This window comes from Micromonospora sp. L31 (assembly GCF_052068075.1).
GTDB classification, from domain to species: Bacteria; Actinomycetota; Actinomycetes; order Mycobacteriales; family Micromonosporaceae; genus Micromonospora; species Micromonospora purpureochromogenes.
In genome coordinates this window covers 1105527-1131911 of the sequence record NZ_JBQHDC010000001.1, presented here as the reverse complement: position 1 = coordinate 1131911, position 26385 = coordinate 1105527, and the positions used below count along the sequence as shown (strand labels likewise).

The 26385-nt window shown below is 73.3% G+C and carries 25 protein-coding genes, 1 tRNA gene and 1 pseudogene; 10 read left to right on the top strand and 17 right to left on the bottom strand.

The window, feature by feature from the left end; translation table 11 throughout:
- Window positions 1-993, top strand: a complete 993-nt coding sequence (locus ACTMS9_RS05505; RefSeq protein ID WP_441164271.1) for a GlxA family transcriptional regulator — start codon at window positions 1-3, stop codon at window positions 991-993.
- Between the two features lie 46 nt (window positions 994-1039).
- On the opposite strand, the gene ACTMS9_RS05500 is transcribed toward ACTMS9_RS05505, so the two are convergent.
- The 10 genes from ACTMS9_RS05500 to ACTMS9_RS05455 all read right to left on the bottom strand — a co-directional run bounded on the left by ACTMS9_RS05500 (window position 1040) and on the right by ACTMS9_RS05455 (window position 11516).
- A complete protein-coding gene (locus tag ACTMS9_RS05500) occupies window positions 1040-2083 on the bottom strand; it encodes an FUSC family protein (RefSeq protein WP_441164270.1) in 1044 nt (347 codons plus the stop codon).
- Window positions 2084-2096: 13 nt separating this feature from the next.
- On the bottom strand, window positions 2097-2612 hold the full coding sequence (locus ACTMS9_RS05495) for a hypothetical protein (protein ID WP_441164269.1): 516 nt from the start codon (window positions 2610-2612) through the stop codon (window positions 2097-2099).
- Between the two features lie 70 nt (window positions 2613-2682).
- Window positions 2683-3258 carry a hypothetical protein gene (locus ACTMS9_RS05490; protein WP_441164268.1) on the bottom strand — a complete coding sequence of 192 codons (576 nt, stop codon included), beginning with the start codon at window positions 3256-3258 and terminating at the stop codon, window positions 2683-2685.
- 66 nt (window positions 3259-3324) lie between these two features.
- Window positions 3325-5277, bottom strand: coding sequence for a vWA domain-containing protein (locus tag ACTMS9_RS05485; RefSeq protein WP_441164267.1), 1953 nt, complete (start codon window positions 5275-5277; stop codon window positions 3325-3327).
- A 2-nt stretch (window positions 5278-5279) separates the two neighbouring features.
- Complete coding sequence (locus tag ACTMS9_RS05480; protein ID WP_441164439.1) at window positions 5280-6743, bottom strand: magnesium chelatase; 1464 nt, start codon at window positions 6741-6743, stop codon at window positions 5280-5282.
- Window positions 6744-6836: 93 nt separating this feature from the next.
- Complete coding sequence (locus ACTMS9_RS05475) at window positions 6837-7913, bottom strand: hypothetical protein (RefSeq protein WP_441164266.1); 1077 nt, start codon at window positions 7911-7913, stop codon at window positions 6837-6839.
- Window positions 7914-7987: 74 nt separating this feature from the next.
- Window positions 7988-8638 (bottom strand): response regulator transcription factor, encoded by a 651-nt coding sequence (locus ACTMS9_RS05470; protein ID WP_441164265.1) that lies wholly within the window; start codon window positions 8636-8638, stop codon window positions 7988-7990.
- Entirely contained in the window at window positions 8635-9936 is a 1302-nt protein-coding gene (locus ACTMS9_RS05465) for a sensor histidine kinase (RefSeq protein WP_441164264.1), read from the bottom strand. The genes ACTMS9_RS05470 and ACTMS9_RS05465 overlap by 4 nt, the downstream gene beginning before the upstream one ends.
- A gap of 108 nt (window positions 9937-10044) precedes the next feature.
- Window positions 10045-10542: a hemerythrin domain-containing protein gene (locus ACTMS9_RS05460; protein WP_154939220.1), complete on the bottom strand. Its 498-nt coding sequence runs from the start codon at window positions 10540-10542 to the stop codon at window positions 10045-10047.
- A gap of 5 nt (window positions 10543-10547) precedes the next feature.
- Complete coding sequence (locus ACTMS9_RS05455; RefSeq protein WP_441164263.1) at window positions 10548-11516, bottom strand: aldo/keto reductase; 969 nt, start codon at window positions 11514-11516, stop codon at window positions 10548-10550.
- A gap of 67 nt (window positions 11517-11583) precedes the next feature.
- Between ACTMS9_RS05455 and mgrA the strand changes: the two genes are divergently transcribed.
- On the top strand, window positions 11584-12573 hold the full coding sequence (gene mgrA / locus ACTMS9_RS05450) for an L-glyceraldehyde 3-phosphate reductase (RefSeq protein ID WP_441146957.1): 990 nt from the start codon (window positions 11584-11586) through the stop codon (window positions 12571-12573).
- 65 nt (window positions 12574-12638) lie between these two features.
- Here mgrA and ACTMS9_RS05445 read toward each other — a convergent pair whose 3' ends face one another.
- Both ACTMS9_RS05445 and ACTMS9_RS05440 read right to left on the bottom strand, forming a co-directional pair.
- Window positions 12639-13550, bottom strand: a complete 912-nt coding sequence (locus ACTMS9_RS05445; RefSeq protein ID WP_441164262.1) for a lytic polysaccharide monooxygenase auxiliary activity family 9 protein — start codon at window positions 13548-13550, stop codon at window positions 12639-12641.
- An 82-nt stretch (window positions 13551-13632) separates the two neighbouring features.
- Window positions 13633-14127, bottom strand: coding sequence for an N-acetyltransferase family protein (locus ACTMS9_RS05440; RefSeq protein ID WP_441146961.1), 495 nt, complete (start codon window positions 14125-14127; stop codon window positions 13633-13635).
- Between the two features lie 139 nt (window positions 14128-14266).
- Between ACTMS9_RS05440 and ACTMS9_RS05435 the strand changes: the two genes are divergently transcribed.
- Together ACTMS9_RS05435 and ACTMS9_RS05430 are read left to right on the top strand one after the other, a co-directional pair.
- Window positions 14267-15412 carry a CapA family protein gene (locus ACTMS9_RS05435; RefSeq protein WP_441164261.1) on the top strand — a complete coding sequence of 382 codons (1146 nt, stop codon included), beginning with the start codon at window positions 14267-14269 and terminating at the stop codon, window positions 15410-15412.
- A gap of 186 nt (window positions 15413-15598) precedes the next feature.
- On the top strand, window positions 15599-16060 hold the full coding sequence (locus ACTMS9_RS05430; RefSeq protein ID WP_441146965.1) for a hypothetical protein: 462 nt from the start codon (window positions 15599-15601) through the stop codon (window positions 16058-16060).
- 136 nt (window positions 16061-16196) lie between these two features.
- Here ACTMS9_RS05430 and ACTMS9_RS05425 read toward each other — a convergent pair whose 3' ends face one another.
- Window positions 16197-17426, bottom strand: coding sequence for a low temperature requirement protein A (locus tag ACTMS9_RS05425; RefSeq protein ID WP_441146967.1), 1230 nt, complete (start codon window positions 17424-17426; stop codon window positions 16197-16199).
- A 409-nt stretch (window positions 17427-17835) separates the two neighbouring features.
- The gene (locus tag ACTMS9_RS05420) at window positions 17836-18255 is read right to left on the bottom strand and encodes a DUF2267 domain-containing protein (RefSeq protein ID WP_441146969.1); all 420 of its coding nucleotides are present in this window, start codon (window positions 18253-18255) and stop codon (window positions 17836-17838) included.
- A gap of 589 nt (window positions 18256-18844) precedes the next feature.
- On the opposite strand from ACTMS9_RS05420, the gene ACTMS9_RS05415 reads away from it, so the two are divergent.
- The 4 genes and pseudogenes from ACTMS9_RS05415 (at window position 18845) to ACTMS9_RS05400 (ending at window position 21527) form a co-directional block, all read left to right on the top strand.
- A complete protein-coding gene (locus ACTMS9_RS05415) occupies window positions 18845-19231 on the top strand; it encodes a DUF1877 family protein (RefSeq protein WP_441146971.1) in 387 nt (128 codons plus the stop codon).
- A gap of 200 nt (window positions 19232-19431) precedes the next feature.
- On the top strand, window positions 19432-20190 hold the full coding sequence (locus tag ACTMS9_RS05410) for a hypothetical protein (protein WP_441146973.1): 759 nt from the start codon (window positions 19432-19434) through the stop codon (window positions 20188-20190).
- A gap of 50 nt (window positions 20191-20240) precedes the next feature.
- A pseudogene (locus ACTMS9_RS05405) lies at window positions 20241-21105 on the top strand (IS5 family transposase).
- A gap of 23 nt (window positions 21106-21128) precedes the next feature.
- Complete coding sequence (locus ACTMS9_RS05400; protein WP_441164260.1) at window positions 21129-21527, top strand: hypothetical protein; 399 nt, start codon at window positions 21129-21131, stop codon at window positions 21525-21527.
- Window positions 21528-21961: 434 nt separating this feature from the next.
- Here ACTMS9_RS05400 and ACTMS9_RS05395 read toward each other — a convergent pair.
- Together ACTMS9_RS05395 and ACTMS9_RS05390 are read right to left on the bottom strand one after the other, a co-directional pair.
- Window positions 21962-22034 (bottom strand) — tRNA-Ala (locus ACTMS9_RS05395).
- Between the two features lie 90 nt (window positions 22035-22124).
- A complete protein-coding gene (locus ACTMS9_RS05390) occupies window positions 22125-22715 on the bottom strand; it encodes a YqgE/AlgH family protein (RefSeq protein ID WP_441164259.1) in 591 nt (196 codons plus the stop codon).
- 150 nt (window positions 22716-22865) lie between these two features.
- Here ACTMS9_RS05390 and ACTMS9_RS05385 point away from each other — a divergent pair, with 150 nt between their 5' ends.
- A complete protein-coding gene (locus ACTMS9_RS05385; RefSeq protein ID WP_441164258.1) occupies window positions 22866-23669 on the top strand; it encodes an S-methyl-5'-thioadenosine phosphorylase in 804 nt (267 codons plus the stop codon).
- Window positions 23670-23818: 149 nt separating this feature from the next.
- Window positions 23819-25414, top strand: coding sequence for a benzoylformate decarboxylase (gene mdlC / locus ACTMS9_RS05380; protein WP_441164257.1), 1596 nt, complete (start codon window positions 23819-23821; stop codon window positions 25412-25414).
- A gap of 4 nt (window positions 25415-25418) precedes the next feature.
- Here mdlC and ACTMS9_RS05375 read toward each other — a convergent pair whose 3' ends face one another.
- Window positions 25419-26360, bottom strand: coding sequence for a hypothetical protein (locus ACTMS9_RS05375; protein ID WP_441164256.1), 942 nt, complete (start codon window positions 26358-26360; stop codon window positions 25419-25421).
- Window positions 26361-26385 lie beyond the last annotated feature (25 nt).

Genomic DNA, 26385 nt, shown 5'->3' with positions numbered 1-26385 from the left:
ATGCGCAATAATCGGGCCATGACGATCGTCCCGCACCGGGTCGCGGTGCTCGCCATCGACCAGGTGGTCGGCCTCGACCTCGGCACCCCCTCCCAGGTCTTCGGCACCGCCCGCACCAAGGACCTGCGGCCGCTCTACACGGTCGACGCCTGCACGCCGGGGGGCCGCCCGGTGCGCAGCACCGCCGGGTACCAGGTGCTGCCCGACCACGGGCTCGAACTGGTCGAGGCCGCCGACACGGTGGTCGTACCGGGCATCCACGGCGGTCCGGCGCTGACCGACGGCGTCCTCGACCCCGAGGTCGCGGCGGCGCTGCGGGCGGCCCACGAGCGGGGCGCGCGGATCATGTCGATCTGCACCGGCGCGTTCGTGCTGGCCGCCGCCGGGCTGCTCGACGGCCGGCGGGCCACCACCCACTGGGCGTACACGGACCTGTTCCGCCGGCTGCACCCGGCGGTCGACCTGGACCCCGACGTGCTCTTCATCGACTCCGACGACGTGCTCACCTCGGCCGGGGTGGCCGCCGGCCTCGACCTGTGCCTGCACGTCATCCGCACCGACCACGGCAGCGAGGTGGCCAACCGCTCGGCCCGCCGCTGCGTGGTCCCGCCGTGGCGCGACGGCGGCCAGGCCCAGTACATCGAGCGGCCGGTGCCCCACCGGGCGGCAACGGGCACCGCCGGCACCCGGGAGTGGGCCCGGCAGCGGCTGCACGAGCCGGTCACCCTGCGCGACCTGGCCGAGCACGCGCGGATGAGCGTACGTACCTTCACCCGGCACTTCCGCTCCGAGACCGGGCTGAGCCCCGCCCAGTGGCTGCTCCAGGAGCGCACCGACCACGCCCGGCTGCTGCTGGAGACCACCGACCTGACCGTCGACCAGGTGGCCCACCGCTGCGGCTTCGGCACCGCCGCCGCCCTGCGCCAGCAGCTCCGCCAGCGCATCGGCGTCGCCCCGAGCGCGTACCGCCGGGCGTTCCACCGGCACCCCTGACCCCGCGTTCCCGCGGCGCGGGCAAGGACCGCCCGGTCGGCGGGGGTCAGGGTGGGGCGACGGCGCGGAGCCGGTGCAGGGCGGCGGTGGCGTCGCGCAGGTGCACCTCGATCACCGGGCGGTCACCGGGGCCGGACGGCACGGGTGCGGTGGACCCGGGCCGGGATCCGGAGCGGTCGGTGGTGGCGGCGGAGAGCTCCGCCAGCCCGTCGGCCAGCTCGGTCAACCGGTCCGGCAACGGGCCCGACCCCGCGGTCGGGTGGGACGTGAGCTGTCGGTGCACGTCGTCGCAGAGCAGCAGGGCGGCGGCGACCAGCACGTGGACGTCGTCGAGGGGGCGGTCGGCCCGGTGCAGCCGGGCGGCCCGCCGGCGCCCGCGTACCGTGCGGCCGGTGACCCGGTGGGCCTCCACCCGGGCCTCGGTGAGCCGGCCGAGGCGGGCGTTGGCGTGCCGGGCCTGCTCGCAGGCGGTGGCCGCCAGCGCCGGCCCGCCCCGGCGCAGCGCCTCGGCCGCCGTCCGCAGCGCGACCGCGGTGTCCCGCAGGATCTCCGGGACCGGCGCGGCGACCAGCTTCACCGGATCGGGGCTGAACAGCACCTGGCTGCCGAGCAGACCCAGCGCGCCGCCGACCGCCACGTCCAGCAGATAGCCGGCGGGCGACCGCGCCGGCCCCAGTGCGGTCACGATCAACACGGCGGTGCCGGACTGGACGTAGGTCAGCGGCCGCGCGTCGATCAGGGCGGCGATCGACATCGCCAGCGCGAGCGCCGGCACCATCACCAGGAATCCGATGCCGAGGTCGAGGGCCTGGACGCCCTCCCCCACCGCGACGCCGGCCAGCACCCCCACGAACAGGTCGACGGCCTGCCGGCCCCGCCCGCCCATACCCGCCGACAGGCAGATCAACGAGCCGGTGGCGGCGAAGATCGGCGCCTGGTGGCCGAAGAGGGTCGCCGCGATCCACCACGCCGCGCCCGCCGTCAACGCGCACTGGCCGATCACCGGCAGCGCCATCCGGATCCGGTGCGGCAACAGCGCGGGGACCACCGACCGGGCCGCGCTGCGCAGGCCGGCCCCGCGCCGGCTCACCGCACCGGCTGGCTCACGACCCGACCGACCGGTCGACGGTCGGCCGGTCGACGGTGGGCGCCCCCGGCGGCGTCCGCAGGACCCGGAGCTGCGCGAGGTGTTTCGGCAGGTGGACACGGGCGTGCAGGTCCAGGGTGCGCGACCAGGGCAGGGTGTCGTCGACGACCAGGTCGAAGCCCTCCCGCAGGTGGGTGTCGACCGGGGTGTCCGCCGCCGGGCCGAGCCGGTCCACCAGGGCGCAGAGCTTCTGGCTGGTGGCCCGCAGCAGGGTGGCCAGCCCGTCCAGGCCGCCGCAGTCGACGACCAGCGCGTCCACCTGGGGGCGGTGGATGGTCTCCAGGTCGTAGTAGGCGAAGGGCGAGCCGGCGAGGACCGCCTCGGTGGCCTCGCTCATCAGCTCGTCGTTGGCGGCCAGGTGGGCCACGACCTGCTCGGCGGTCAGCTGCCCCTGCGCCGGCTCGCCGAAGCCGCCCGCCTCCACCTCGGCGAGCAGTTCGTCGTAGATCCGCCGCAGCCCCGCGCTCTCCACGTCCCCAGTCAACCCCGCCAACCGGCGCGGACCAGGGCGTTACCGCACCGGGATCACCCGGACGGGCGGTTCAGCGCCGGCGCGGGCGGGCGCGACGGCGGCCCCACCTGCGCGCCGGCCTCGGCCGACGGGCGGACCGTGGACGGGCCGCGGCGGGGGCGGCCGGACGGAGGGGCCGCTCGTCCGGGCCGGTCCACCACCAGAGCATCAGGGCCGCCACCACCACGGCGAAGATCCCGGTGATCAGCACCGGCTGCCACTCGTCGTCCACCGGGTGGGCCCGGGACGCCCCAGGCCCACTGACCCGGGCGGGCAGCGACGCCGGCCCGCCCACGACCCGGGGATCCTCGTCCAGCCACTCGTCGTAGGTGATCCGCTCGATCCGCACGGTGCCGTCGGCGGAGCGGAACGTGCCCCGGCACCGCCAGGGATCCCCACGGAGGAAATCGTTCTGCCGGCAGCCGGCGACCGTGACCGCGCCCTCGACGTCGGCCTGCGCGGCCCGGAAGCCGTCAATGCCGGTGGAGAGCGGAAACCAGGCGAGGCACAGGAAGAAGCCGACGATCGCCGCTCCACCCAGATTCCACCAGCCCAGGTCCCACACGTGGTCGAGCCGCCGGAGCAGAGCCGCGCGCACCCGTGACATGCCGCCGAGGCTAGGCGGTCCCCGCCACCGGACCGCCGTCGTTGGATCCCGACCCTGACGGGCAACTCAGCGCCGGCCCCGCCGGGCGCGCAGGTAGTCGGAGACGACGTACTCGCCGAGGTCGTCGAGGTCGGGGGTGAACATCCGGCCCTTCGAGCGGCGGGCCACCGCGTCGACGAAGCGGCGCAGCCCCGGATCGTCGCCGAGCATGAAGAGGTTCAGCGTGGCGCCGTAGCGGGTCAGCTTGTCCACCTCGCGGATGGTCGCCTCGATCGTCTCCGGCAGCGGCGGCCAGTGAAACAGCGCCTCCCCGTCGTCCGGGTCGAGGTGGGCGGTCGGCTCGCCGTCGGTGACCACCAGCACCACCGGCTCCGCGCCGGGGTGCCGGCGCAGGTGCCGCCCGGCCAGCCGCAGCGCGTGCTGGAGGTTGGTGCCCTGCTGCATGTCCGGCTCCACCGCGGCCAGCTCCTGCTGGGTCAGCGTCAGCGCCTCCCGGCCGAAGCCGACGATCTCGAGAGCGTCCTGTGGGAAGCGGGTCGCCACCAGGTGCGACAACGCCAGCGCCGTCTGCTTCATCGGCCCCCAGCGCCCCTGCGAGATCATCGAGTACGACAGGTCGACGCAGAGCGCCACCGCCGCCGAGGCGCGGCGCTCGGTCTCCACCACCTCGAAGTCGGAGACGTCGAGCTGGACCGGCACCGTGGGGCCGGCCCGCCGGACCGCCCGGGTGAGGGTGCGGACCACGTCCAGCGGCTGCTCGTCGCCGTACTCCCAGGGTCGGGACGCCCCGCTGACCTCGCCGGCCGCGCCCGCCGAGCGCAGGTCGTGCTGGCCGCGCGGCCCGGCCGTGAGGTCGGCGAAGACCCGCCGCAGCGCGGTGCCGGCGAGCCGCCGCAGCGCCTTCGGGCTCAGCGTGAGCCCGTCGGTGTCCCGGCTCACCCACCCCTGCCGGCGCAGTTCCCGCTCCAGCTCCCGCAGCCGGCGGACGTCGTCGGCGGCGTCGCGGCCCAGCGTCCGGGCCACCGCCTCGACGTCCACGTCGTCGAGGGTCGCGCCGGGGTGCTCCTGGTCGAGGGAGTCGAGCAGGTCGTCCAGCTCGCCGATCTCGTCGAGCGCGCCGGCCGCCTCGCCGTAGCCGAGCGGCTGGTCACCGCGGACCCGCTCGCCGCGCTGCCAGTTGAGGTCGGGGCGCAGCGCCCGCAGGTGCCCGTCCAGCGCGGACAGCTCGCCGGCCAGCCGGTCGCCGAGGGACTGCCGCATCAGCCCGGCCAGCTCCTCGCGCTGCTGGTCCGACAGCGACCGCATCAGCCGCTCCCCGGCGGCCGAGCGGCGGGCCAGCACGTCGACCAGATCGTCGACGTTCTTCGGCCGCTCCGGGAAGAACTCGCCGTGCCGGCGCATGAACTCGGCGAACGCGTCGGTGGTGTCCTCGGCGCGGGCGTGCCGGGCCAGCAGGTCGTTGAGGTCCCGCATCATCTCGGCCAGCTGCCGCTGCACCGCCGGGTCGCCGGCCGCCCGCGCCGCGTCGCGCAGCCCGGCGAAGCGCTGCTCCAGCACCTCGCCGCGCAGCCCGTCGAGGATCCGCTGGTACGTCTGCCGCGCCTCGTCGCTGGCCCACTCGTAGCCCGCCAGCTCCTGCACCGCGCGGGCGGTGGAGCGGGGCAGGTTGTCCAGCACCGCCTCGGCGAACCGCGCGTCGTCGTCGGCGCGCCCGCGCAGCTCGTCGCGTTCCGCCGCCAGCGCCTGGTCGAGCAGCGCCCGGGAGCGGGTCACCGCCCCGTCCAGGTCGCCCCGGCGCAGCGCCTCCCGGCGCAGCCGGCGGGCCCGGGCGGCCAGGTCGTCCAGGCCGCCGCGCCCCTGCGGGCCCCGGCGCAGCAGGTCGCGCAGCGCGTCCCGCAGGCTGCCGCCGGCCAGCACCTCCGCGCCGACGGCGTCCACCGCGGCCCGGACGTCGTACGGCGGGGCGAGCGGGTCCGGCCCGCCGCGCCACTGCCCGTACCGGAACCGGTTGCCGGCCACGCTCAGCCCCGGCCGCCGTAGACGGTGCGGCCCGACTCGGTGACGTCCTTGCCGAGCCGGCGGGTCAGGTGCAGCCCCTCCAGGACGAACTCGATCCCGGCGGCGGCCTCCTCCGGCGTGGGCGCGTCACCCAGCCCGAGCCGGTCCAGCGCCTTGGCCAGCCCGGGCACGGTGCCGACCTGGCGCAGCAGCTCCGCCGACGAGACCAGCTCACCGGTCTCGATGGCGGTGCCCTCGGCGACCAGGCCGGTGAAACCGGACAGGTCCAACCCGGCCAGCCTGGCCCGGAACGTCTCGGCGGTGGCGGTGCGCAGCAGGTGGGCCAGGATCTCGATCTCGCGCCCCTCCTCGCCGCTCTCGAACTCGACCTTGCCGCGCAGGGTCGAGGTCACCGACACCGCGTCGCCGACCCGCGCGACCGGGGCCTCGGGGCGTACCCCCTGGGCGGCGGGACCGGCGGCGAGCAGGCCGGATCGGCGCAGCGCGGCGGCGGCGACCGTCTCGGCGGCGGCGATCGCGAAGCGGGCGGAGACGCCGGAGCGCGGGTCCACCGACGGCGACTCGCGCACGGCGCGGGCGAACCGGGCGAGCACCTCCAGCACGTGCTCCGGCACCTCGGCGACCAGCTCGGCCTCCTGCCGGATCAGCGCCAGCTCCAGCTCCAGGTCGACCGGGTAGTGGGTGCGGACCTCCGCGCCGAAGCGGTCCTTGAGCGGCGTGATGATCCGGCCCCGGTTGGTGTAGTCCTCCGGGTTGGCGCTGGCCACCAGGAACAGGTCCAGCGGCAGCCGCAGCTGGTAGCCGCGGACCTGGATGTCCCGCTCCTCCAGCACGTTGAGCAGCGCCACCTGGATCCGCTCGGCCAGGTCGGGCAGCTCGTTCACCGCGAAGATCCCCCGGTTGGTGCGCGGCACCAGTCCGAAGTGGATGGTCTCCGGGTCGCCGAGGGTGCGACCCTGGGCCAGCCGGATCGGGTCGACGTCGCCGATCAGGTCGCCGACGCTGGTGTCCGGGGTGGCCAGCTTCTCGCCGTAGCGCATCGAGCGGTGCAGCCAGCCGACCGCCAGGTCGTCGCCGGCCTCGGCGACCAGCGCGCGGGAGGCCGGGGTGAGCGGGTGCATCGGGTGCTCGTTGAGCACCGAGCCGGGAATCACCGGGGTCCACTCGTCGAGCAGCGCCACCAGCGAGCGGATCAGCCGGGTCTTGCCCTGGCCGCGCTCGCCGAGCAGCACCATGTCGTGGCCGGCGAGCAGGGCCCGCTCGACCTCGGGGAGGACGGTGTCGTCGTAGCCGACGATGCCGGGGAAGCGATCGGAGCCGGAACGCATCCGGGCGAGGAGGTTGTCGCGGAGTTCCTGCTTGACGGTGCGGTGCCGGTGCCCGGCCGCGCGCAGCTCGCCGAGCGTGCCCGGCAGGTCGGCGGGCGGGACCGGGAGAACCTGGTTTGGCGCAGTCACCCGACCCAGGCTAGCGCAGGAAAACGAGGGTGCCCCGTCGATCGACGGGGCACCCTGCTCCCCCCGTGTCCGGAGCCGGCGGCGGGGCGCCGGCCCGCGACGTCAGCCGCGACCGCAGCGGGCGCAGCCGCCCCGGCGGCGCAGGTGGTACGCGTATGTGGCGGCGCCGAGCGCGGCGCCCCAGAACGGCCAGAGCAGCATCGGCGCGCTGGCCATGGTGAAGCCGCCGCCGAGCCGCCAGAACTCGGGCGTGGTGACCAGGCCGAGAGTGGCCGCGGTGACCGCGAGCGCGACCAGGGTGGCCGGGACGACCGCGAGCTTCACCGGCACCGGCCGGCCGGCCAGACCGACCATCCAGCGCGGGAACCGCTCGCCCCAGCTCTGCACCAGCCCGAGGGTGAGGACCGCGCCCACGGTGGCGAAGGCGCCCAGCCCGGCGCCGGCCCAGACCTGTCCGGTCTCCCGCATGTCGTCCAGCAGCTCCGGGGAGATGCCGAGCGGGATGCCGGCCGCCCAGGCGAACCGGGTCAGCGCGTACGCGAAGGGGATGGCCGCGGCGGTCCCGGCGGCCCAGCGTCCCCAGCGGGCGGCGGCCGCCCGGGTGGTCCAGCCCCGGTCGGCACTGCCCCGACCGCAGGCCAAGCAGGCGTCGGCGGTCCGCCGCTGCCAGACCAGCAGCGCCCCGGCCAGCAGCACTCCGCCCGCCATGGCGGCCACCTTGACGCCGAGCGACCAGGTGAAGACGTCGGCGTAGTCGACCGGCGGCCAGCCGAACGGGGCGCCGAGGATCAGCATCGGCGCGTAGCCGAGGATCACCAGCACCCGCGCGTCGGGCACCACCACGGCCAGGACGAAGGCGACCGTCCAGCCGTAGCCGAGCAGCAGTGCGCGCAGCGGGCCGGGGGTACGGGCGCCCTGGCTGCTCATCGCGAGGGCGGCGACCGCGGCGGCCAGCAGCGTCCCGGCGAAGAGCGGCGGCGCGACATCGACGGGAACCAGCCGGAGCAGGTTCGCCCCGCCGCCGTCCTGGTCGTTCGCGCCGAACGGGTAGCCGGCGCCGGTCAGCGTGCAGAGCAGGGCGAGTACGCCCCAGAGGCCGAGCCAGCCGGCGGCCAGCGGGGCGAGCCGGTCGGGCCGGCGGGAGGCCGGATGGTGGGTGGGAACAGCGGTCGTCGTCATGCTCTCAGCCTCGGCGGCGGCGCCGCCACCGCCCTCCCGAGCGGTGACGAACCCGCTCCCCCGGCCGAGGGGGATCATCCGGTGGGAACGACGAAACCCGACTCGTAGGCGGCGATCACGGCCTGGGTGCGGTCCCGCACGCCGAGCTTGGCCAGCACGTTGCCGACGTGCGTCTTGACCGTCTCCACCCCGACCACGAGCTGCCCGGCGATCTCGGTGTTGGACAGCCCGGTGGTCATCAGCCGCAACACCTCCGCCTCCCGCTCGGTCAGCCGGGCCGCGCGCAGCCGGTCCCCGCCCGACCCCCCGTACGCCCCGGCGAGGCGGCGGATCGCGGCCGGGAAGAGCAGCGAGTCACCGGCGGCGACCGCCCGGACGGCGGCGACCACCTCCGCCGGGCGGGCCCGCTTGAGCAGGAAGCCGCTCGCGCCGGCGCGCAGCGCCTCGTAGACGTACTCGTCGTTCTCGAAGGTGGTGACCACGAGGACGCGGGGCGGGTCGGCGGAGGCGGCCAGCAGCAGCCGGGTGGCCTGGATGCCGTCGATGGCGGGCATCCGCACGTCCATCAGCACCACCCGGGGCCGCAGGCGCGCGACCAGCGGGGGCACCTCGGCGCCGTCGGCGGCCTCGCCCACCACCCGCAGGTCCGGCTGGGCGTCGATGATCGCCCGCAGCCCGACCCGGATCAGCTCGTCGTCGTCGACGATCAGCACGTCCGTGCTCACCGCGCCTCCCCCCTCGGCACCGGCAGCCGCACCCGGACCCGCCAGTGACCATTCTCCGCGCCGGCGGTGATCCGCCCGCCGAGCAGCAGCACCCGTTCCCGCATGCCGTCCAGGCCCCGGCCGCCGCGTCCGGGCCGCGCCGCGCCGCCCAGCAGGTTCTCCAGCTCGATCTCCAACCACCGCCGGCCCGGCGCGTCCGGCGCCGCGCGAGGTGCGGGCACCGGTGCCTCCCCGGGTACGTCCACCCGCAGGCGCACCGGGCCGCGGCCGTACCGGGCGGCGTTGGTCAGCCCCTCCTGCACGATCCGGTAGCCCTCCCGGGACACCGCCGGGGGCAGCTCCGCCAGCTCCCCGTCGACCCGCGCCTCGACCCGCAGCCCGGCCGCCCGGGTGTCCGCGACGAGCCGGTCGAGCTGGACCAGGGTCCGCTGCGGGGCGGTGTTGGCCGGGGCACGGGCGGTGCCCTCGGTCTCCCGGAGCAGGCCCAGCACGTGGTCCAGGTCGTCCATCGCGTGCCGGCTGGTCTCCTCGATCGCGGCGAGCGCCCGGCGGGCGAACTCCGGGTCGCCGTCGAGGAGCTGACGGGCCGCGCCGGCCTGGAGGGTGGCCACGGTCAGCGCGTGGCCCACCGAGTCGTGCAGTTCCCGGGCCAGCCGGTTGCGCTCGGCGAGCCGGGCCGCCCGCGCCGCCAGGGCGGCGAGCTGCTCGGCCGCCGAGGGGCCGAGCAGCGCCGGGGCCATCGAGGCGGCGAGCGTGCCCAGCCCGGCGACCGCGTAACCGAGGCCGAGCAGCATCAGCACCCCGGTGAGGGTGAGCCAGCCGGTGTCCCGCCCGTCAAGCGGCCCCCAGCTCTCCTGGGCGACCAACTGGGTGCCGACGCCGAACTGCTGGGCGATGAACGACAGCGCCATCGGCAGGGCGCTGATCAGCGCGAACATCACCGTTCCGCCGACGGTCATGTGCAGGGCGATCCAGAGCGCGGCGCGCAGCCGGGTCTCCCGGTCGGCCGGGTGCCCGGCGGCGGGCTCCGGCAGCGGCACGCCGAGCAGGGCGCGGGCGGCGGCGATCTCCAGCGTTCGGCTGCCGTCGAGGAAGAACGGCACCGCGCCGATGACGGCGGCGACCACCATCAGCGCGAAGACCAGCAGCCGGGGCACCTCGCCGCGGGTGAGGAGCTGGACGAAGGTGCCGGCCAGCAGCGCGTACGGCAGGGCCAGCACCCCGCCGAGCAGGAGGAAGACGCCACGGCGACAGGTGCTCGCACGGACGAGCGGCGCGATCAGCGCCCGGGGAGTCACCGGGCCATTCTCCCGCCCCGCCACGCCAGGCCGACTCCCCCGTGTCGGGGATTCCGGCGCCGCCTCGTCGCCCCCGGGGTCACCGGGCGCGGCGGTCTCCCGTCCGCCTCAGCGGTGCTCCTGCACGTACTTCTGCGGGTCCTTGTCGTCGAAGGTCAGGTTGCGGCCGTTCTTGTGCTCGCCGTAGAAGGTCAGCCAGCGGGCGCCCAGCTCGGCGCGGAGTTCGACGCTGGCGTGCCGGCGGAAGTCCGGCAGCGCCCCGTCCTCCTCCTCCGCGAGGTGCTCGCTGTTCTCCCGGCGGGCCTTCCACACCGCCGCCCACCACTCGTCGGAGCCCACCGGGTGCAGCTTCGACTCGGCGATTGCGTCGCGGATCTCGTTGTGGTCGCCGATGGCGTCGGTGGTCTCGTCCTCGCCGTCGTCGCCGTGCCGCACCAGGTGCGGATAGAGGATCGCCTCCTCCGCCTCGGCGTGGATGTCCAGGTGCAGGGCGAGCGCCTCCCAGACGGCGAGCAGTTCGGTCTCGTCGCGGGCGTCGTCGAGCCGGGCGAAGCCGCGCCGGAAGGCGGCGTGGTCGTCCAGGATCAGCGCGGTGATGTCGTCCATGATGCTCACTTCCCCAGTCGGGCGCGGATCAGCCTCGGCACCGCGGCCAGGCCGGTGACCGGCCGGAACTGCCGGGCGGCGGTGGCCAGGGCGGCGTACTCGTCGGCGCCGAGGTCGATCTCGGCGGCGGCCGCGTTGCGCTCCATCTGCTCCACACCGGACGCGCCGGGGATCGCCACCACGTTCGGGTGGTGCAGCAGATAGGCCAGCGCGATCTGGCTGGGGGTGGCGTCGTACGCGTCGGCCACCTCGCGCAGCGTCGCGATCAGGGCGGTGCCGCGTTCCAGGTTCTCCGGCAGGAAGTACGGGTTGGCCCGGCGCACCGCCCCGCTCGGTGGGTGCTTCGCGTCGTACCGCCCGGAGAGGAAGCCCTGCGCGAGCGGGCTGTACGCGATGACGATCCGGCCGGCCTGCTCCGCGTACGGGATCAGGTCCTCCGCCGGGCCCCGGTCGATCATGCTGTAGCGGACCTGGTTGCTCAGCACCCGCCGGCCCAGCGCGGCCTCGGCGAACCGCCAGCGGCGCAGGCTGTAGTTGCTGACGCCGACCTCGGCGACCAGGCCGACGTCCTGCAACGCGCGCATGCCGCGCATGGTGGTGGTGTCGGCGACCACCGGGTTGGGCTGGTGCACCTGGTAGAGGTCGATGCCCTGCACGCCGAGGCGGGCGGCCGAGGCGACCGCCCGCTGCTGCACCACCGGGGCGACCGGCAGGACCGGGAAGATCTTGCTGGCCACCACGACCTTCTCCCGGTCGCCGCCGAGGGCGGCCCCGAGGATCCGCTCGCTGCGGCCGAAGCCGTACACCTCGGCGGTGTCGAAGAGGGTGACCCCCAGGTCGAGCGCCCGCCGCACGATGTCCGCCGCCCGGCGCTCGTAGTCGGGGCCGTAACCCCACTCCTTCGAGCCGAACTGCCAGGTACCGAGACCGATCTTGGAAATCGGCTTGGGCGTGTCGAGCGGGACGAAGCGCATGGGCTCGAAGCTACCCCCGCACACCGGGACGGCACGCCCGTTCTCCGACGCCGATAGGGTCGGCGTCGTGACCTACCTCGCCGCTGATCAGCGTTACGACTCGATGACCTACCGACGGACCGGACGCAGCGGGCTGCGGCTGCCCGCCGTCTCGCTCGGCCTGTGGCACAACTTCGGGCCGGACCGGCCCTTCGAGCGGCAGCGGGACATCGTCCGACGTGCGTTCGACCTCGGGGTCACCCACTTCGACCTGGCCAACAACTACGGCCCGCCGCCCGGCGCGGCGGAGGAGGCCTTCGGCCGGCTGCTGGCGACCGACCTCAAGCCCTACCGGGACGAGCTGGTGGTCTCCACCAAGGCCGGCTACCTGATGTGGCCCGGCCCGTACGGCGAGTGGGGCTCCCGCAAGTACCTGGTCTCCTCACTGGACCAGTCGCTGCGCCGGATGGGGCTGGAGTACGTCGACATCTTCTACTCGCACCGGTTCGACCCGGACACTCCGCTGGAGGAGACGATGGGCGCGCTCGACGCCGTCGTCCGCTCCGGCAAGGCGCTCTACGTCGGCATCTCCAACTACGACTCGGAGCAGACCGCCCGGGCCGCGGCGATCCTGCGTGACCTGGGCACGCCGCTGCTGATCAACCAGCCGTCGTACTCGATGTTGAACCGGTGGACCGAGGACGACGGCCTGCTCGACACCCTGGCGGAGGCTGGCGCGGGCTGCATCGCGTACAGCCCGCTGGCCCAGGGCCTGCTCACCGACCGCTACCTCGCCGGCATCCCCGAGGACTCGCGGGTGCGCACCAGCGTCTTCCTCAACGAGAGCGACCTGACCGAGGAGAAGCTGGCCACCATCCGCGGCCTGGGCCGGGTGGCCGAGCGGCGGGGGCAGACCCTCGCCCAGCTCGCCCTCGCCTGGGCGCTGCGCGACCCACGGATGACCAGCCTGATCATCGGCGCGAGCAGCGTGGCCCAGTTGGAGGGGAACGTCGCCGCAGTGGAGAACCTCGACTTCACCGCCGAGGAGCTGGCCGAGATCGACGGCCTGCTCGGCTGAGCCGCCGAGGCGTCCCGGCCGCCGCCCACCTCACGTGGCGCGGCCGGGGCGCTGCGGCGCCGGGGTCACCAGATGCGGCGGCGGCCGGCGCGGTGGTTGCGCACCTCGCAGGCGCGGCCGGGCGGAACGGTGCCGGCGCGGCGCAGCCGCATCGCGACCATCGCGGCGAGCAGCACGGTGACCGCCGCCGCCGCGCCGACCACCAGCCGGAGGCTGTCACCGCCGAGGCGGGTCACCGACGCCACGGGTACGCCCGGATCGCCCGGCACCGGCGCCGCGGTCAACCCGGGCACCGCGGCGCGCGGCGCGACGGCCGGGGTGGCCGGGCTGGCCGCTGCGGTGGGCGTGGCCCCGCCCGGCTTCCGGAACACCACGTCGGAGCAGGAGTAGTAACTGTCCGGGGTGTCGGAGTTCTGCCACACGGTGTAGATCAGGTGCCGGCCGGTCAGCCCGGCCGGCAGCCGGCCCGCCAGCTGGTACGACCCGTTGCGCAGCGGCGGGTCGGTCATCGTCAAGAACGGGCGCGGCGAGAGGTCCGCCCAGGTCAGCCGGCTCTGCGGGTCGTAGCCGGGGCGCGTGGCGTAGAGCCGGAACGTGCCCTTGTGCGGGATGGTCCCCCGGTAGCGGAAGGTGAACTTCGCCCCGGCGGTCAGCTCCGTCGCCGGCCAGTCGGTGCGCGGCAGGTCCAACCCCCGGTACGCCGACAGCCCGCCGCTGCACAGCTCCCCGTCCGGGATCCGTTCCCGGTCCTTGCCGTTGACGCCGAAGACCCGGATGTTGTCCCACTCGCGTACCGCCGCTCCGGCCCGGACGGCGGCCCGGCAGGCCGGCGTCGCGGCGTGCGGGCCTTCCGGGCCGCAGGCCGCGGACCGGCTCAGCGGGCTGGTGGGTGCGCCGTGCGCGGCGGCGGGGGTCGCGGTCGGCAGGACGCTCGCGGCGACGGCCGCGAGGACGGCGAGCACTCGGCGTACGGTCATGATGGACCTCCCGAGCACTGGTACGGGCGGGAGCCGCCAAAGGTTCGACCGGCGCCCCGGGGGCCGGGCGACCTGGCGACCGCTAGGCCACGAGGATCTTGGCCATGATGTGCTCCCGACGCACGCCGTCGGGCATGAGGTCGCCCAGCTCACCCGTGTCACGGAAGCCGTTGCGCTGGTAGAGCGCCCAGGCGTTCCGGTTGCCCGCCACCACGGACAGGCGCAGTGTCTCCGCGCCCACCAGCCGAGCCCACTGCTCGACCGCCCGGACGAGGTGGTCGCCCACGCTCCGGCCACGTCCCACCGGCGCCACATACATCGAGATCAGCTCGACGACGCCGTCCTGACCGGTCGGCACCCCGCTGGCCATCCCGACGGGCTGCCCGTCGAGCATCGCGATGATGTTGTACGAGCCGGGGATGGCCAGCCGAGCGCGCCACCGTTCCGCACGGTCGCCCTCGCCCTGCCAGTCCGCCAGCTGGGAACCGAACGCATACGCCGCCTCCGCCAGCGCGGCGAGCCGCAGCTCCCGCCACATCTTCCAGTCGCCCTCGCTGAGCACCCGCGTCTCGATCATGCGGGGAGGATGCCGTGGGTGCGGGGACCAAGCAACCCGGTATCCGGTGACGCGGTGTGACGACCGGCCCTGTCGGCCGGCGGCCACCTCGGTCAGCGGCGGTGCGGCATCATCCGCCGCTGATCGGGAAGAGCCGGGCGTGCGCCTCACCGTCATCCGCATGCTGCTCGTCACCGCGCTGGTGGCCTCGCCTCCCGCGGCCGGGGCAGCCCGTGAAGAGACGATCCGCGACCGGTTGGCCGGCACCTCCACGTCGGTGGCCCCGGCGGCGGCTCGGCAGGTCACCATCCTGGGCTCCGGCGACATCCTGGTGCACCCACCCACCTGGCAGCAGGCCGGCGCCGACGCGGTCAAGGCCGGTCGGCCCGGTTACGACTTCGACCCGATGTTCGCCCCCATCCGGCCCGCGGTCGAGTCCGCCGACCTGGCCATCTGCCACCTCGAAGCGCCCATGGGTCCCGGTGCGCCGGCGGACTTTCCCCGGTTCCGCGCCCCCACCGGCCTGGGACCGGCCATCAGGACCGCCGGCTACGACACCTGTTCGACGGCCAGCAACCACTCCTTCGACCAGGGCGAGCAGGGCGTCTACGCCAACCTCGACGCGCTCGACGCCGCCGGGCTGAAGCACACCGGCACCTTCCGCAGCAGCGCGGCACAGGCCACCCCCACCATCTACCAGGTGAAGGGCGTCAAGATCGGCCACCTGTCCTGGGCTGCGCACTTCAACGGCCAGCCGCGGCCACCGGACAAACCGTGGCTGGCCAACCGCATCGACGTGCCCGCCATCAGGAAGGCCGCCGCAGCGACCCGCAGGGCGGGCGCGCAGATCATCGTCCTGTCCGCCCACTGGGGCACCGAGATGGAACACATCCCCGACGGGAACCAGCTGCGCTGGGCCAACGAGTTGATCGCCGACCCGGACATCGACCTGATCATCGGACATCACGCCCACGTCGTGCAGCCCTTCGAGAAGGTCGGCGGCAAGTGGATCGCCTACGGTGTGGGCAACACCCTCGCCCGGCACGACTTTCCCAAGGACGCCAACCGCGAAGGCGTCCTGGCCAAGTTCACCTTCACCGAACAGGCCGACCGTCGATGGACCGTCACGCGGGCGGAGGCGATCCCCATCTGGCTCTCCCTGAAGCCCACCATCCGGGTCCTCGACCTCGCCCGGCTCCCGGCCGCCGACCGGCGGCGTGAGACGTACCGGGCCGCCATGGACCGGATCAGCGGCTACCTCGACGCCCGCGGGGGCATCAACGACGGCCTGCACATCGCCGGGTGACCCCTGCTGGGAAGCCCCGGTCGGTAGGCCGGGCCGGTCCCCGCCGTAGGGAGAGTTTGGGTGCCGGGGGTGGGGGAAGACACGGGCGCCGAGCGGGCCGGTCGGCTCGACCCGGCTGGAGCGGCCCGTCCCGTCAGCGGCACCGTCGGTGCGGGCCTCGGCAGGACACCCCGAGGAGGAGCGACGATGGCCGACGCTCGACGGAGCACGACCGGGGCCACCGCCAGGCCCACCAGCGCCCGGAAGGCCACCGGGGCCAGCAAGGCCCCGATGAACCGCAGGGCGGCGGCGAAGAAGGTCGCGACCGCCACGAAGCGGGCCACCGGGGCGAGCGTGGCCAAGAGCCCGGGTGAGAAGCCCACCCCGACGACGGCGCGGGTGGCCCGGAAGAAGGCGACCTCCGCGACGGCCGCCCCGACCCGCACCCCGACCGCCAAGGCGGCCGCCGCCAAGAAGGCGCCCGCCGCCAAGAAGGCAGCCCCCGCGATGAAGGCGCCCGGGACGAGGGCGGCGACGAAGAAGTCGCCGGCGAAGAAGGCCGCGGCTGCCCGCGCGCGGACGACCACGGCCACCCGGGCGCCGGCGAAGAAAGCCACCACCATGGAGTCCTTCGGCAACCGGCGCACGGCCCGCAAGACCAACCGCTGACGGTCCCGCCGGTCCCGGTAGTGCCGGGGCGGAACCGCCTCGGCCACGTCCGGGTGCCGGGCCAGCTAGCTGGTGGACGGGTCGGCACGCAGGTAGGTGAGTGAGTGCCGCCGGTAGACGGCAACGACCCGCGCTTTCAGGCACGTTGCTGTCGGCTTGACCCGGGTGGCGACGGTGCCTCACCTGGGTGTCTTCGCTCGCGGATCGTGTCCCACGCCGCGATCCCGGCCAGCACGGTGGCCGCGGTGCTGGTGGCGATCAGCGGCGGCCGGCGGACCATCACCGGCACCAGAGCGGCAAGCGTGAGAAGTCCGATGACCCGGGACGGGGACACCCGGGCGAACACCTCGTACTCCAGCCGGGACCGCCCGGCCAGGAACAGCGCGGGCCCACCCAGGATGACCGCGAGCCACAGCGGATCCTCGTGTAGGACCGGATGGTGGATGACCAGTGCGTGGCCGACGCCGGTGGCGAGGATGCCGGTCACGATGGCCAGGTGGGTCTGGAACGCGGACCGACCGAGGCGGGCTGGGCTGGGGATGGCCTCGATGGCGTCGGGCAAAACCGCCCCAGCGCGGTGGAAGTAGATTCGCCACATCAGCATCGTGGTGGCGAAGGACACGACGCTCGGCACCACCCGGTCGGGGGTGAACTGCTCGGCGAACGTCAGTCCCGTGAGCAGGATCGTCTCGCCGAGGGCGATGACGATGAACTGCTGATAACGCTCGGCGAGGTGCTCGCCGGCGCCCTTCCAGACTTCGATACGGGAGCGGCCAAGTCCCGGAACGGGCCAGGCGATTACGAGTCCCGTGTAGTCCAGCGCCAACGCCAGCGTCCACAGGACCCCGCGCGCGGGACTCTGCGGGAAGAGAACCGCCCCGGCGATCCAGGGTACGGCGGATACCGCTGCCCAGCAGAGTGCCCGCGCGGGGGTGTGCCGTTCACGGTGGTACCGGCCGAGCAGGAGGACGAGGGGCTTGCCGAGTTGGATGGCGACGTAGGTGACCGCGAAGACCACGCCTCGATCGCCGAACGCAAAGGGCAGCGTAACCGCCATGATCATGACGCCGAACATAACCAAGACGAGCGCGAGCCGGATCGCCCGTTTTCGCGGATCCGCGGCGCTGGTCACGATCGCCGCGCGGACCCAGGTCAACCAGAGGGCCAGCAGCAACAACGCGGTCTGACCGAGTTCTGGCAGAACGACCCGCCGCTGTGTGGTGAAGTCCACGATCAGCCGCTCCGAGATCCGGGTGAGCGCGAAGACAAAGACCAGGTCGAGAAGGAGTTCCGCCTCGCGGCCACGGAGCAGACCACGCAAGCCACCGACCGTCATCTTCCGCCCGTTTCCGCGCGCCTCGCGCACTATTGATGCAGTCGTACCACGCCGGTCAGAGCCTCCGACGCGGATAGGCGGAACCCTGCGCGGCTGACCGATCCGCTGCTACACCCTCTCGGCGGGTCTTGCTCGGGTACTTTCGCCGCCAGGAACGACGAAGGGCGCCCGTCATCTCTGACGAACGCCCTGGTCTCAAGGGTGGAGCCGAGGGGACTCGAACCACCTGACCCCCACACTGCCAGGGGGATCTCCCGAACTCTCCTGACCTGGAGTGGCGCTGACCTGCGGCCAGCCATCCACTCTCTCCGTCAGTCCCCGTCAATCCCCCGACATGACCTGTCGACCTGGCACAGATCTGGCACGTCCTACGGGTCGCGGGGCGATCATGCGGCTGTGGCCTGCCACAACACTTAGTCGGAGCTGGGGCAATCCTCCGCTATGCGCCGCGCGGCCTGACCTCGACCCCCGCGCCGGCCTGAATGATCTCCCAGAACTCCTTCGGGAGCTGCGAAACCAGGTCCTCCAACTCGTCCTTGCTCACAGCCTCACCGATGGTGCTGAGCACGGCTCGCATACCTGCGTCGGCCATCGGCACATCGACCCCGGCGCGTCTCGCCACCCGCTCGACAAACTGGTTCAGCGCGAACGGCTCGGCGTTCTGCGACCCGATAGCGGTGGTGGTCTTGTGCAGATGCTGCCGTAGCTCTCTCGGAAGCTGCCCGGCGATGTTGCTCGCCTGACCGGCGGTGACCCGGTCGGTCAACGTTTCCAAAGTCGCGCGGCTGAGGGCTTCGGCCTTCTCTGTCGGCACCCCGGCACGCCTTGCCACAACCTCTACGAATTCGGCGTAATTCACCTTAAAACCTCCTGTCCGACCAGGCCATCGTCTACCCGCGCCCCTCACGGTGAAACGGCCTCCCTCGACCTGGTCCCGGTCCTCGGGGTCACCCTGAAGCTGTGGATTGCCGGCAAGGCGGTCGCCTGCGGCACCGTGCGCAGCTCGCGAACCCTGCCGGGCTGCTCTGAGCCTCCAGCGGTCGGATCGGTTGCTCTACTTCGGTGCTGTACGCCGCTCCATGGACGCAGCGGTGACCTCTTCATCCCGAACGCGGGTTCGGGACATCCTTCGATGTCCTCTGATGCCGTTCTGCCCTGCACAGCGGGCCTTCCTTGCCGACCTGTGTCGTCTGATGCCGGTCGTTGCTGTTGCTCTCGCTGCCTCCTGGCTGCCTCAGCTCGCTGCCCTCTTACTAGGCGTTGACCTGTCGGCGGCCTGGACCTGGTCTTCGTCGACGACGCGCTCGTGCCTGCGGCGCCTGTTGGCCACGGGGCTCGCGTCGGTGGCCCCAGGTAGTTTGCCGAGAGTGAGTATGTGGATCTACTTTCGAGGGCTCGAATCCTCCAAGCTGCCCGGGACCCCAGCGGGTTTAGAGGTCCTATTCGATGTGGAGTTCGACGAGCTGCGCCAGCGGGTCCGGGCAGGTGATGCAGTATGGCTGGAGAGCGGCTTCTTCCAGCTGGACGAGCTTTACTTGCTCCAGTCGCAGCTGGGCGGCGACCGGGAGCTCCCCGTCTTCGGAGGCCGGCACATACCGGACCCCGGCGGCGGCCCGGGCCACGTGGCGCTCGAGCCGCCGGACGTGGCGCGCACGGCGGCGTACCTGGAGACAGTTTCGTTCCCGGACCGGTGGCAGCAGTGGCGGCAACTGCCCTCGTCCGAGTCCGACGAGGAGCTGCAGGAGCGCCTGGCTCAGTACCACGAGGACCTTCGGGCCTTCTACGCCAGGTCCGCGGAGCGGGGCTGGGCGGTGGTCAAGCACTTCTCGTTCTGACCCGCTCGGGATTTCAGGTCGACGGCCGGAACCGCGAGGGATCGCGCAGGTAGGACGACTCCTTGGCCGGCTGTGTCGTGTCCCGGCTGATGCTCTACACCTGCGTCCCACCAGATGCTTGACATGATCGACGCTTCGTTGTTCAGCGTCGACCGATCGGCTAACCAGTCCTGCAACCGCCGGCTCGTATGGTCACGGGCATGATCGGCAAGGTTTCGGATGCCATGGTGCAGCACCGGCACGTCGCCTTGATGCTTGGTCTACTTGTGGCGGGCGTGAACGCCGCAGCCGTCGGGTTCGTGCCTACCTTGGGTCAGCGCCTGTTCTTCCCGCTGCTCTTCCTTACCTTGGCAGTCCTGGTCCTGGCGCTCATCACTATGGGGATCCGTCCGGCCTACTTCGTCGTGCAGCCGCAGATTCCGGCCTTCGCCACACCCGCGCCAGCGTGGAAGGTGTTCATTGCCCTGGGCTTCCTCGCGCCTGCATCGGCCAGCATCGGCGCAGTGGTGCGTTCGACCAGGGCAGGCATTGTGTCGACGTTCGACGTGGTTGCCAATATCCCCTGGTTTGTGCTGATCGCGCTGTTGCTGGTTGAGGCGTGGCGGGGTTACGGGGTACAGCTCCATCCTTACGGGATACGGCAGCGTTGGGCTCTCGGCTCACTCACTGTGCCGTGGGAGGCCCTACCGGCCGCTCAGATCCCCCCAGGTGTCGACCGCCCCTCGCGGCTCCGGATGGCGATCGCGGAACCCCAGCTGGTGCGGCGACGCGGTATTCCGTGGAGCCGGAAGGCCCTGCGCACCGACAACATCGACGCTGGGTTTCTCGCCGCTGCAATCCGGCACTACGTCTGTCACCCGGAACACCGGGTCGCGATCGGCAGCCAGGACGAGCACCAACGGCTTCTCGCCGAGTTGCCCGACCGGGACGGTTGGAAGGACGCGGGCGACGATTCCTAGGGCGTGTCCTGCCGATCTTGTAGCGGTGGATCGTTGACGATGTGCCGGTGGTGCGCCGTGGCGAGTTGGCGGACGAGGCGTGGGCGGCGATAGCGCCGTTGTTGCCGGAGCCGGGTGGGGCTCAGGGTCGGTGGCGGGATCACCGGCAGGTCATCAACGGGATCTTGTGGAAGCTGCGCACCGGGGCACCATGGCGTGACCTGCCGGAACGGTACGGGCCGTGGAAGACCTGCCACGAACGGCTGCGCCGGTGGACCGCGGACGGCACGTGGGACCGGATCCTGTCCGCGGCGCAGGTGCATGACGACGGGACACCGGTGCAGTGGAGGATCAGCGTCGACTCGTCGATCGTGCGGGCGCATCAGCATGCTGCTGGCGCCCGCAAAAAGGGGGATCTCCGGCTGGTGCGGCGACGCCTGGTGAGCAAGTTGGTGAGGCCATCGGCCGATCCCGCGGCGGGCTGAGTACGAAGATTCACCTCGCCGTCGACGGGCGTGGCCGGCCGTTGTCCATCCTGCTCACCCCGGGTCAGGCCGGCGACAATCCGCAGTTGCTGGCCCTGCTCGACGCGATCCGCGTCAACGAGCCCGGACCCGGCCGGCCCCGCAAACGCCCCGACGTGCTGATCGCGGACAAGGGCTACGCGCACGACTCGACCCGCCGAGCGCTGCGGCAACGCAGGAGCCGGCACGTCATTCCGGAACGGTCGGACCAGATAGCCACAGGGCTGCCAAGGGCAGCGCCGGCGGCCGACCACCAGCCTTCGACAAGGTGATCTACAAGAAGCGCAACGTGGTGGAACGCTGCTTCAACCGCCTCAAGCAGTGGCGTGACCTGGCCACCCGCTACGCCAAACGCGCATCCCTCTACCGATCCAGCGTGGTCCTGATCGCCGCGATCATGTGGCTTCCATGATCGGCACTATCTAAACTGCATCGATGACGGACGAGGACCTGACGCTGCCTGCGGTGCTCGTCGAGGCACACACGGCGGGGTTCTTCCACGAGCACAGCGGGCATGACTTCGATCCGTACGACACGTTCATGTGGTCGGGCGAAATGGTGGAGTGGTGGCAGAACTGGACGAACGACCCTATGGCCGGCGCTCCTCCATTCCGCGCCTTCGGCCAGGACGGCACCGGTGGCCTGGCCGCCTTCTGGCTCCGTAACCCAGGTGACCCTCTCGACCGCCAATCGGTCGTGTTCTTGGGCTCTGAAGCGAGTACACCGTCATCGCGCGCGACCTTGGCGATTATCTGTGGCTGCCGGCGAACGGCGTCGGCCCGCTCGAGACGGTCGACGGCATCGAGCGCGTGCCCGAGCCCATCGCAGCGTTGACGACAATCGCACAGCGGCACACCGACTCCGCCCGACGGTCGACCGCAGAGGTGATCGCCGCCGCGCAAGCCCAGTTCCCCGCCTTTGAGGCACTGCTCAACACGCACGCACCGGCGGAGTAACCCTGGAGTTTGACCTGTCAATGATGGAAGCCGGATCCTCATGATCGGCAGGACAGGCTCTAGGCCAAACGTCAAGCATGTCCTGGGACGGATTCGGCCCCGTCACGCATCAACTGAAGCTCGACATCGCCGGCAGCCGGCCGGATCGTACGTCTGTTCGACTAGATTGTTGCTGGTGGAGGTACGGGGGCGCTGGTGGAAAGAGGCATGGGGCCGCATGGCCCGCCGGGGCACGTACCGGCCCTGAGAGCATGGGAAACAATAAACGCCCTGGTGAAGGATTCGATCCCTCACCAGGGCGTTTCGCTAGGGTGGAGCCGAGGGGACTCGAACCCCTGACCCCCACACTGCCAGTGTGGTGCGCTACCAGCTGCGCCACGGCCCCTTGCTGTCGTCCCCGGTGTCCCGGGCACGCAGAGAACTATACACACGCCGCCCGGCATGGTCATCTCGCGGGGTCCCGACCCCGTCGCGGCTAGTTCAGCGCCACGTCGGGCGGGAAGTGGGCGACCGCCGCCATCATTCCGCCCTGTCTCCGCAGCACCATCGGCCACAGGTCGTCCGGCCGGTCGACGAAGGCGTCCCCCGGCAGCGCGTCGAAGACGAACCAGGAGCCGTCCTCGATCTCCTGCTCCAACTGACCCGAACCCCACCCCGAGTAGCCGGCGAAGACCCGGATGCCGCCGATGCCGTCGCGCAGCTTCTCCGGGTCGGCCGACAGGTCGACGGTGCCGACCGCTCCGGAGATTTGCTGGAAGCCCTTGAGCCGGCGCATCGGGTGCCGCATCCGGGCGAGGCAGATGGCCGAGTCCGGCTGCACCGGGCCGCCCTCGAAGAGCACCGCGGGGTGACGGGCCAGGTCGCACCAGTCACCGAGCACGTCGGCGACCGGCACCTCGGTCGCCCGGTTGAGCACCACGCCGAGCGCCCCGCCCGCCTCGTGGGCGACCAGCAGCACCACGGTGCGATCGAAGTTCGGATCCTTGAGGGCCGGGGTGGCGACCAGCAGCCGCCCGGTCATGGACTCCATGGCTCGACCGCCGATCGCCCGTCCCTCCTCCTGCATCTCGGACACCGTCAGCCGCACGCCGGGTCGTGGAACCGGTTGCCGTCGGCCGTCCGCGCTGTCACCGCCATGCCTGGCACCATAGCCTGCGCCCGGGGCGGTGGCTAAGGTCTGACCGGCGGGTGATCGAGCGGGAACGAGGGAGGGTCGATGGGTCCGACGGCGGACATCGCGGTGATCGGCGGGTCGGGGCTCTACGCGCTCCTGGAAGGTGCCACCGAGCACATGGTCGAGACGCCGTACGGGGCACCCTCGGACCCGATCACCGTCGCGGAGGTGGGCGGGCGGCCGGTGGCCTTCCTCCCCCGGCACGGCCGCGACCACCGGTACCCGCCGCACCTGATCCCGTACCGGGCGAACCTGTGGGCGCTGCGGTCGCTCGGGGTGCGCCAGGTCGTCGCCCCGTGCGCGGTGGGCGGTCTGCGGCCGGAGCTGGGCCCGGGCACCTTCGTGGTCCCCGACCAGCTGATCGACCGGACCAGCGGCCGGGCCCAGACCTACTACGACCGGGGCGCGGTGCACGTGCCGTTCGGCGACCCGTACTGCCCGGTCGGGCGGCGTACGCTGCTGGCCGCCGCGGCCGGTCGGGACGTGGCGGCGGTGGACGGCGGCACGGTGGTGGTGATCGAGGGTCCGCGCTTCTCCACCCGCGCCGAGTCCCGCTGGTACGCCTCGATGGGCGGCACGGTGGTCAACATGACCGGCCACCCGGAGGCGGTGCTCGCCCGCGAGCTGGCCCTCTGCTACACCTCGATCGCGCTCGTCACCGACCTGGACGCCGGTGTGCAGGCCGGCGAGTCGGTCACCCAGGAGGAGGTGTTCCGGGTCTTCGCCGAGAACACCGACCGGCTGCGCGGGGTGCTGCTGGACGCGGTGGGCGCGCTGCCGACCCACCGGGACTGCCCGTGCGGGCACGCCCTGGACGGCATCAAGACCCCCTTCCCGCTGCCCTGAGCCTCCCCGGCCGGGTGCGCCCGGCCCGGTGAGCGGCAAAGCGCCCGACTTGTCCACCCGCCCCCGATAGATTCGGCAGGTCGGGAGCCTCTGTCGGGGGTGGGCGCCGGCGGGCGCCGGCACGCGCCGGACAGGGAGGCAGGGGGGCGATGGCGACCGTCCGGGACACCACCTACGAGCTGCTCCGCGCCCTCGGCCTGACCACCGTCTTCGGCAACCCCGGCTCCACCGAGCAACCGTTCCTGCGGGACTTCCCGGCGGACTTCCGCTACGTGCACGCCCTGCACGAGGCGTCCGCGGTGGCGATGGCCGACGGGTACGCGCAGGCCACCGGCCGCCCGGCGCACGTGAACCTGCACACCGCGCCGGGCACCGGCAACGGCATGGGCAACCTCGTCACCGCCTGGCACAACCGCACGCCGCTGATCGTCTCGGCCGGCCAGCAGAGCCGGGAGATGCTGTTGACGGAGCCCCGGCTGACCAGCCGGTCACCGACCGAGCTGCCCCAGCCGTACGTGAAGTGGAGCTACGAGCCGGTCCGCGCGCAGGACCTCCCGGCGGCGTTCATGCGGGCGTACGCGAGCGCCGCCCAGCCCCCGGCCGGGCCGGTCTTCCTCTCCCTGCCGCTGGACGACTGGGACCAGCCGGCGGACCAGCCGCCCCAGGTGCGTACCGTGGCGACCCGGTTCGGGCCCGACCCCCGGCGGCTGCGGGAGTTCGCCGCGCTGCTGGCCGCCAGCCGCTCCCCGGTGCTGGTGCTCGGCGCGGCGGTGGACCGGGCCGAGGCCTGGCCGCTGGCGGTGGCGGTGGCCGAGCGGCTGGCCGCCCCGGTCTGGTCCGCCCCGGCGCCGGAGCGGGCCGTGTTCCCGGAGCGGCACCCGCACTACCGGGGGGTGCTGCCCTTCGCCATCGCGCCGCTGGCGGAGAAGCTGCGTGGGCATGACACGGTGCTGGTCGTCGGCGCCCCGGTGTTCCGGTACTACCCGTACGTCCCCGGCGCGCACCTGCCCGAGGGCGCCCGGCTGCTGCACGTCACCGACGACCCGGACGAGGCCGCCCGGGCACCGGTCGGCGACAGCCTGCTCGGCGACGCCGGGCTGACCCTCGCCGCGCTGCTGGACCTGCTCCCGGCGGCCGACCGACCGGCGCCGGAGCCCCGGCCGGCGGTGGCGCCGCCGGAGCCGGCCGACCCGCCGGACGCGGACACGCTCTTCGCCGCGCTGGCCGCCTGCTGGCCCACCGACGGGGTGCTGGTCCAGGAGTCACCGTCCAATCTGGCCGCGCTGCGCCGCCGGCTGCCGATGGTCCGGCCGGCGTCGTACTTCACCATGGCCAGCGGCGGGCTCGGGTACGGCCTGCCGGCGGCGGTCGGCATCGCCCTCGCCGAGCGGGACACCGGCCGGGGCCGGCCGGTGGTCGCGGTGATCGGCGACGGCTCGTTCCACTACTCGGTGCAGGCGCTCTGGACCGCCGCCCGACTGCGCCTGCCGGTGGTCGTGCTGGTGCCGGTCAACCAGCAGTACGCCATCCTCAAGTCGTTCGCCGAGCTGAAGCACACCCCCGGCGTGCCCGGGCTGGACCTGCCCGGCCTGGACATCACCGCGATCGCCCAGGGGTACGGCTGCGCCACCAGGGTCGTCGGCACGCCGGACGACCTGCCCGCCGCGCTGGCCGACGCGCTGCGCGCCGAGGGCCCGACGGTGCTCCCGGCGCCGATCAGCGGCGACCTGCCCCGGATCCTCTGACCGGTCAGCCGGCCCGCTGGGTAAGCACCCGCCCGGTCAGCACGTCCAGCACCGGCCGGCCGCCGAGCGGCGCGGAGAGGGTGACGGTGACCGGCTCCAGCTTCAGCTGGTCGGTGCAGACGCCGCTGGCCCGGACCACCCCGCCGCCGACCACGACCACGTCCTCGCGCTCCTGCACCAGCGGGGTGATCCCGGTGTCGCAGGCGCCCACCCCGAGCACGTAGGTCAGCCGGGTGCCGTCCACCCGTTCGGTGTGCTGGGCGCCCACCACGTCGGCGGGGCCGGGCCGGGCGGGAGCCGTCGGCTCGGGCACCGGGGTGACCGACTGCGGCGCGACGGCCACCCGGGCCACCGGGGCGGCCAGTCCCTCCACGGTGAACAACCAGGCCGGTACGTCGGCCACGCCGCGGCTGGTGCGGACTCCGGCGGTGCCGAGCCGGACGGCGGTGACGGTGAGCGGGACGCAGGCGGTGGCGACCGGGCTGGAGACCGAGCCGTCCGGCCCCGGCTCGATCGTCGGGCCGGGCGCCTTCGGCCGCCCCTCGCACGGCAGCGGGTCGCCCTGGTCCAGCTGCCGGTACGCCTCGGCGGCGCTGAGCAGCGGCGTGGTCATCGTGCCGTCGGGGAACCGGATCTTGCCGTCGGCGGGGCGGGCAGCCGGCAGCTCGATCTGATCCCGGTACCAGCCGGCCCGGAAGGCGGTCTCGGTGTCGGCGGTGAACCCGGGGTCGCCGACCAGCACGGTCGGGTCCTGCAGCGGCACGTACCCGGTCCGCCAGCCGGGTGCGGGGCGCCAGTCCTCGGCGACTTCCACGGCCCGCTGGTGGAACGCCTCCCAGCGGTGGTCCGGTCCGGCGGACGGTCCGGCCGGGTCGGAGCCGGCCGGCGCGCAGCCGGCCGCGGTGACCACCAGGGGCAGGCCCAGCAGGGCGAGGAGTCGACGCATACGCACTTGGACGCCGCCCGGCACG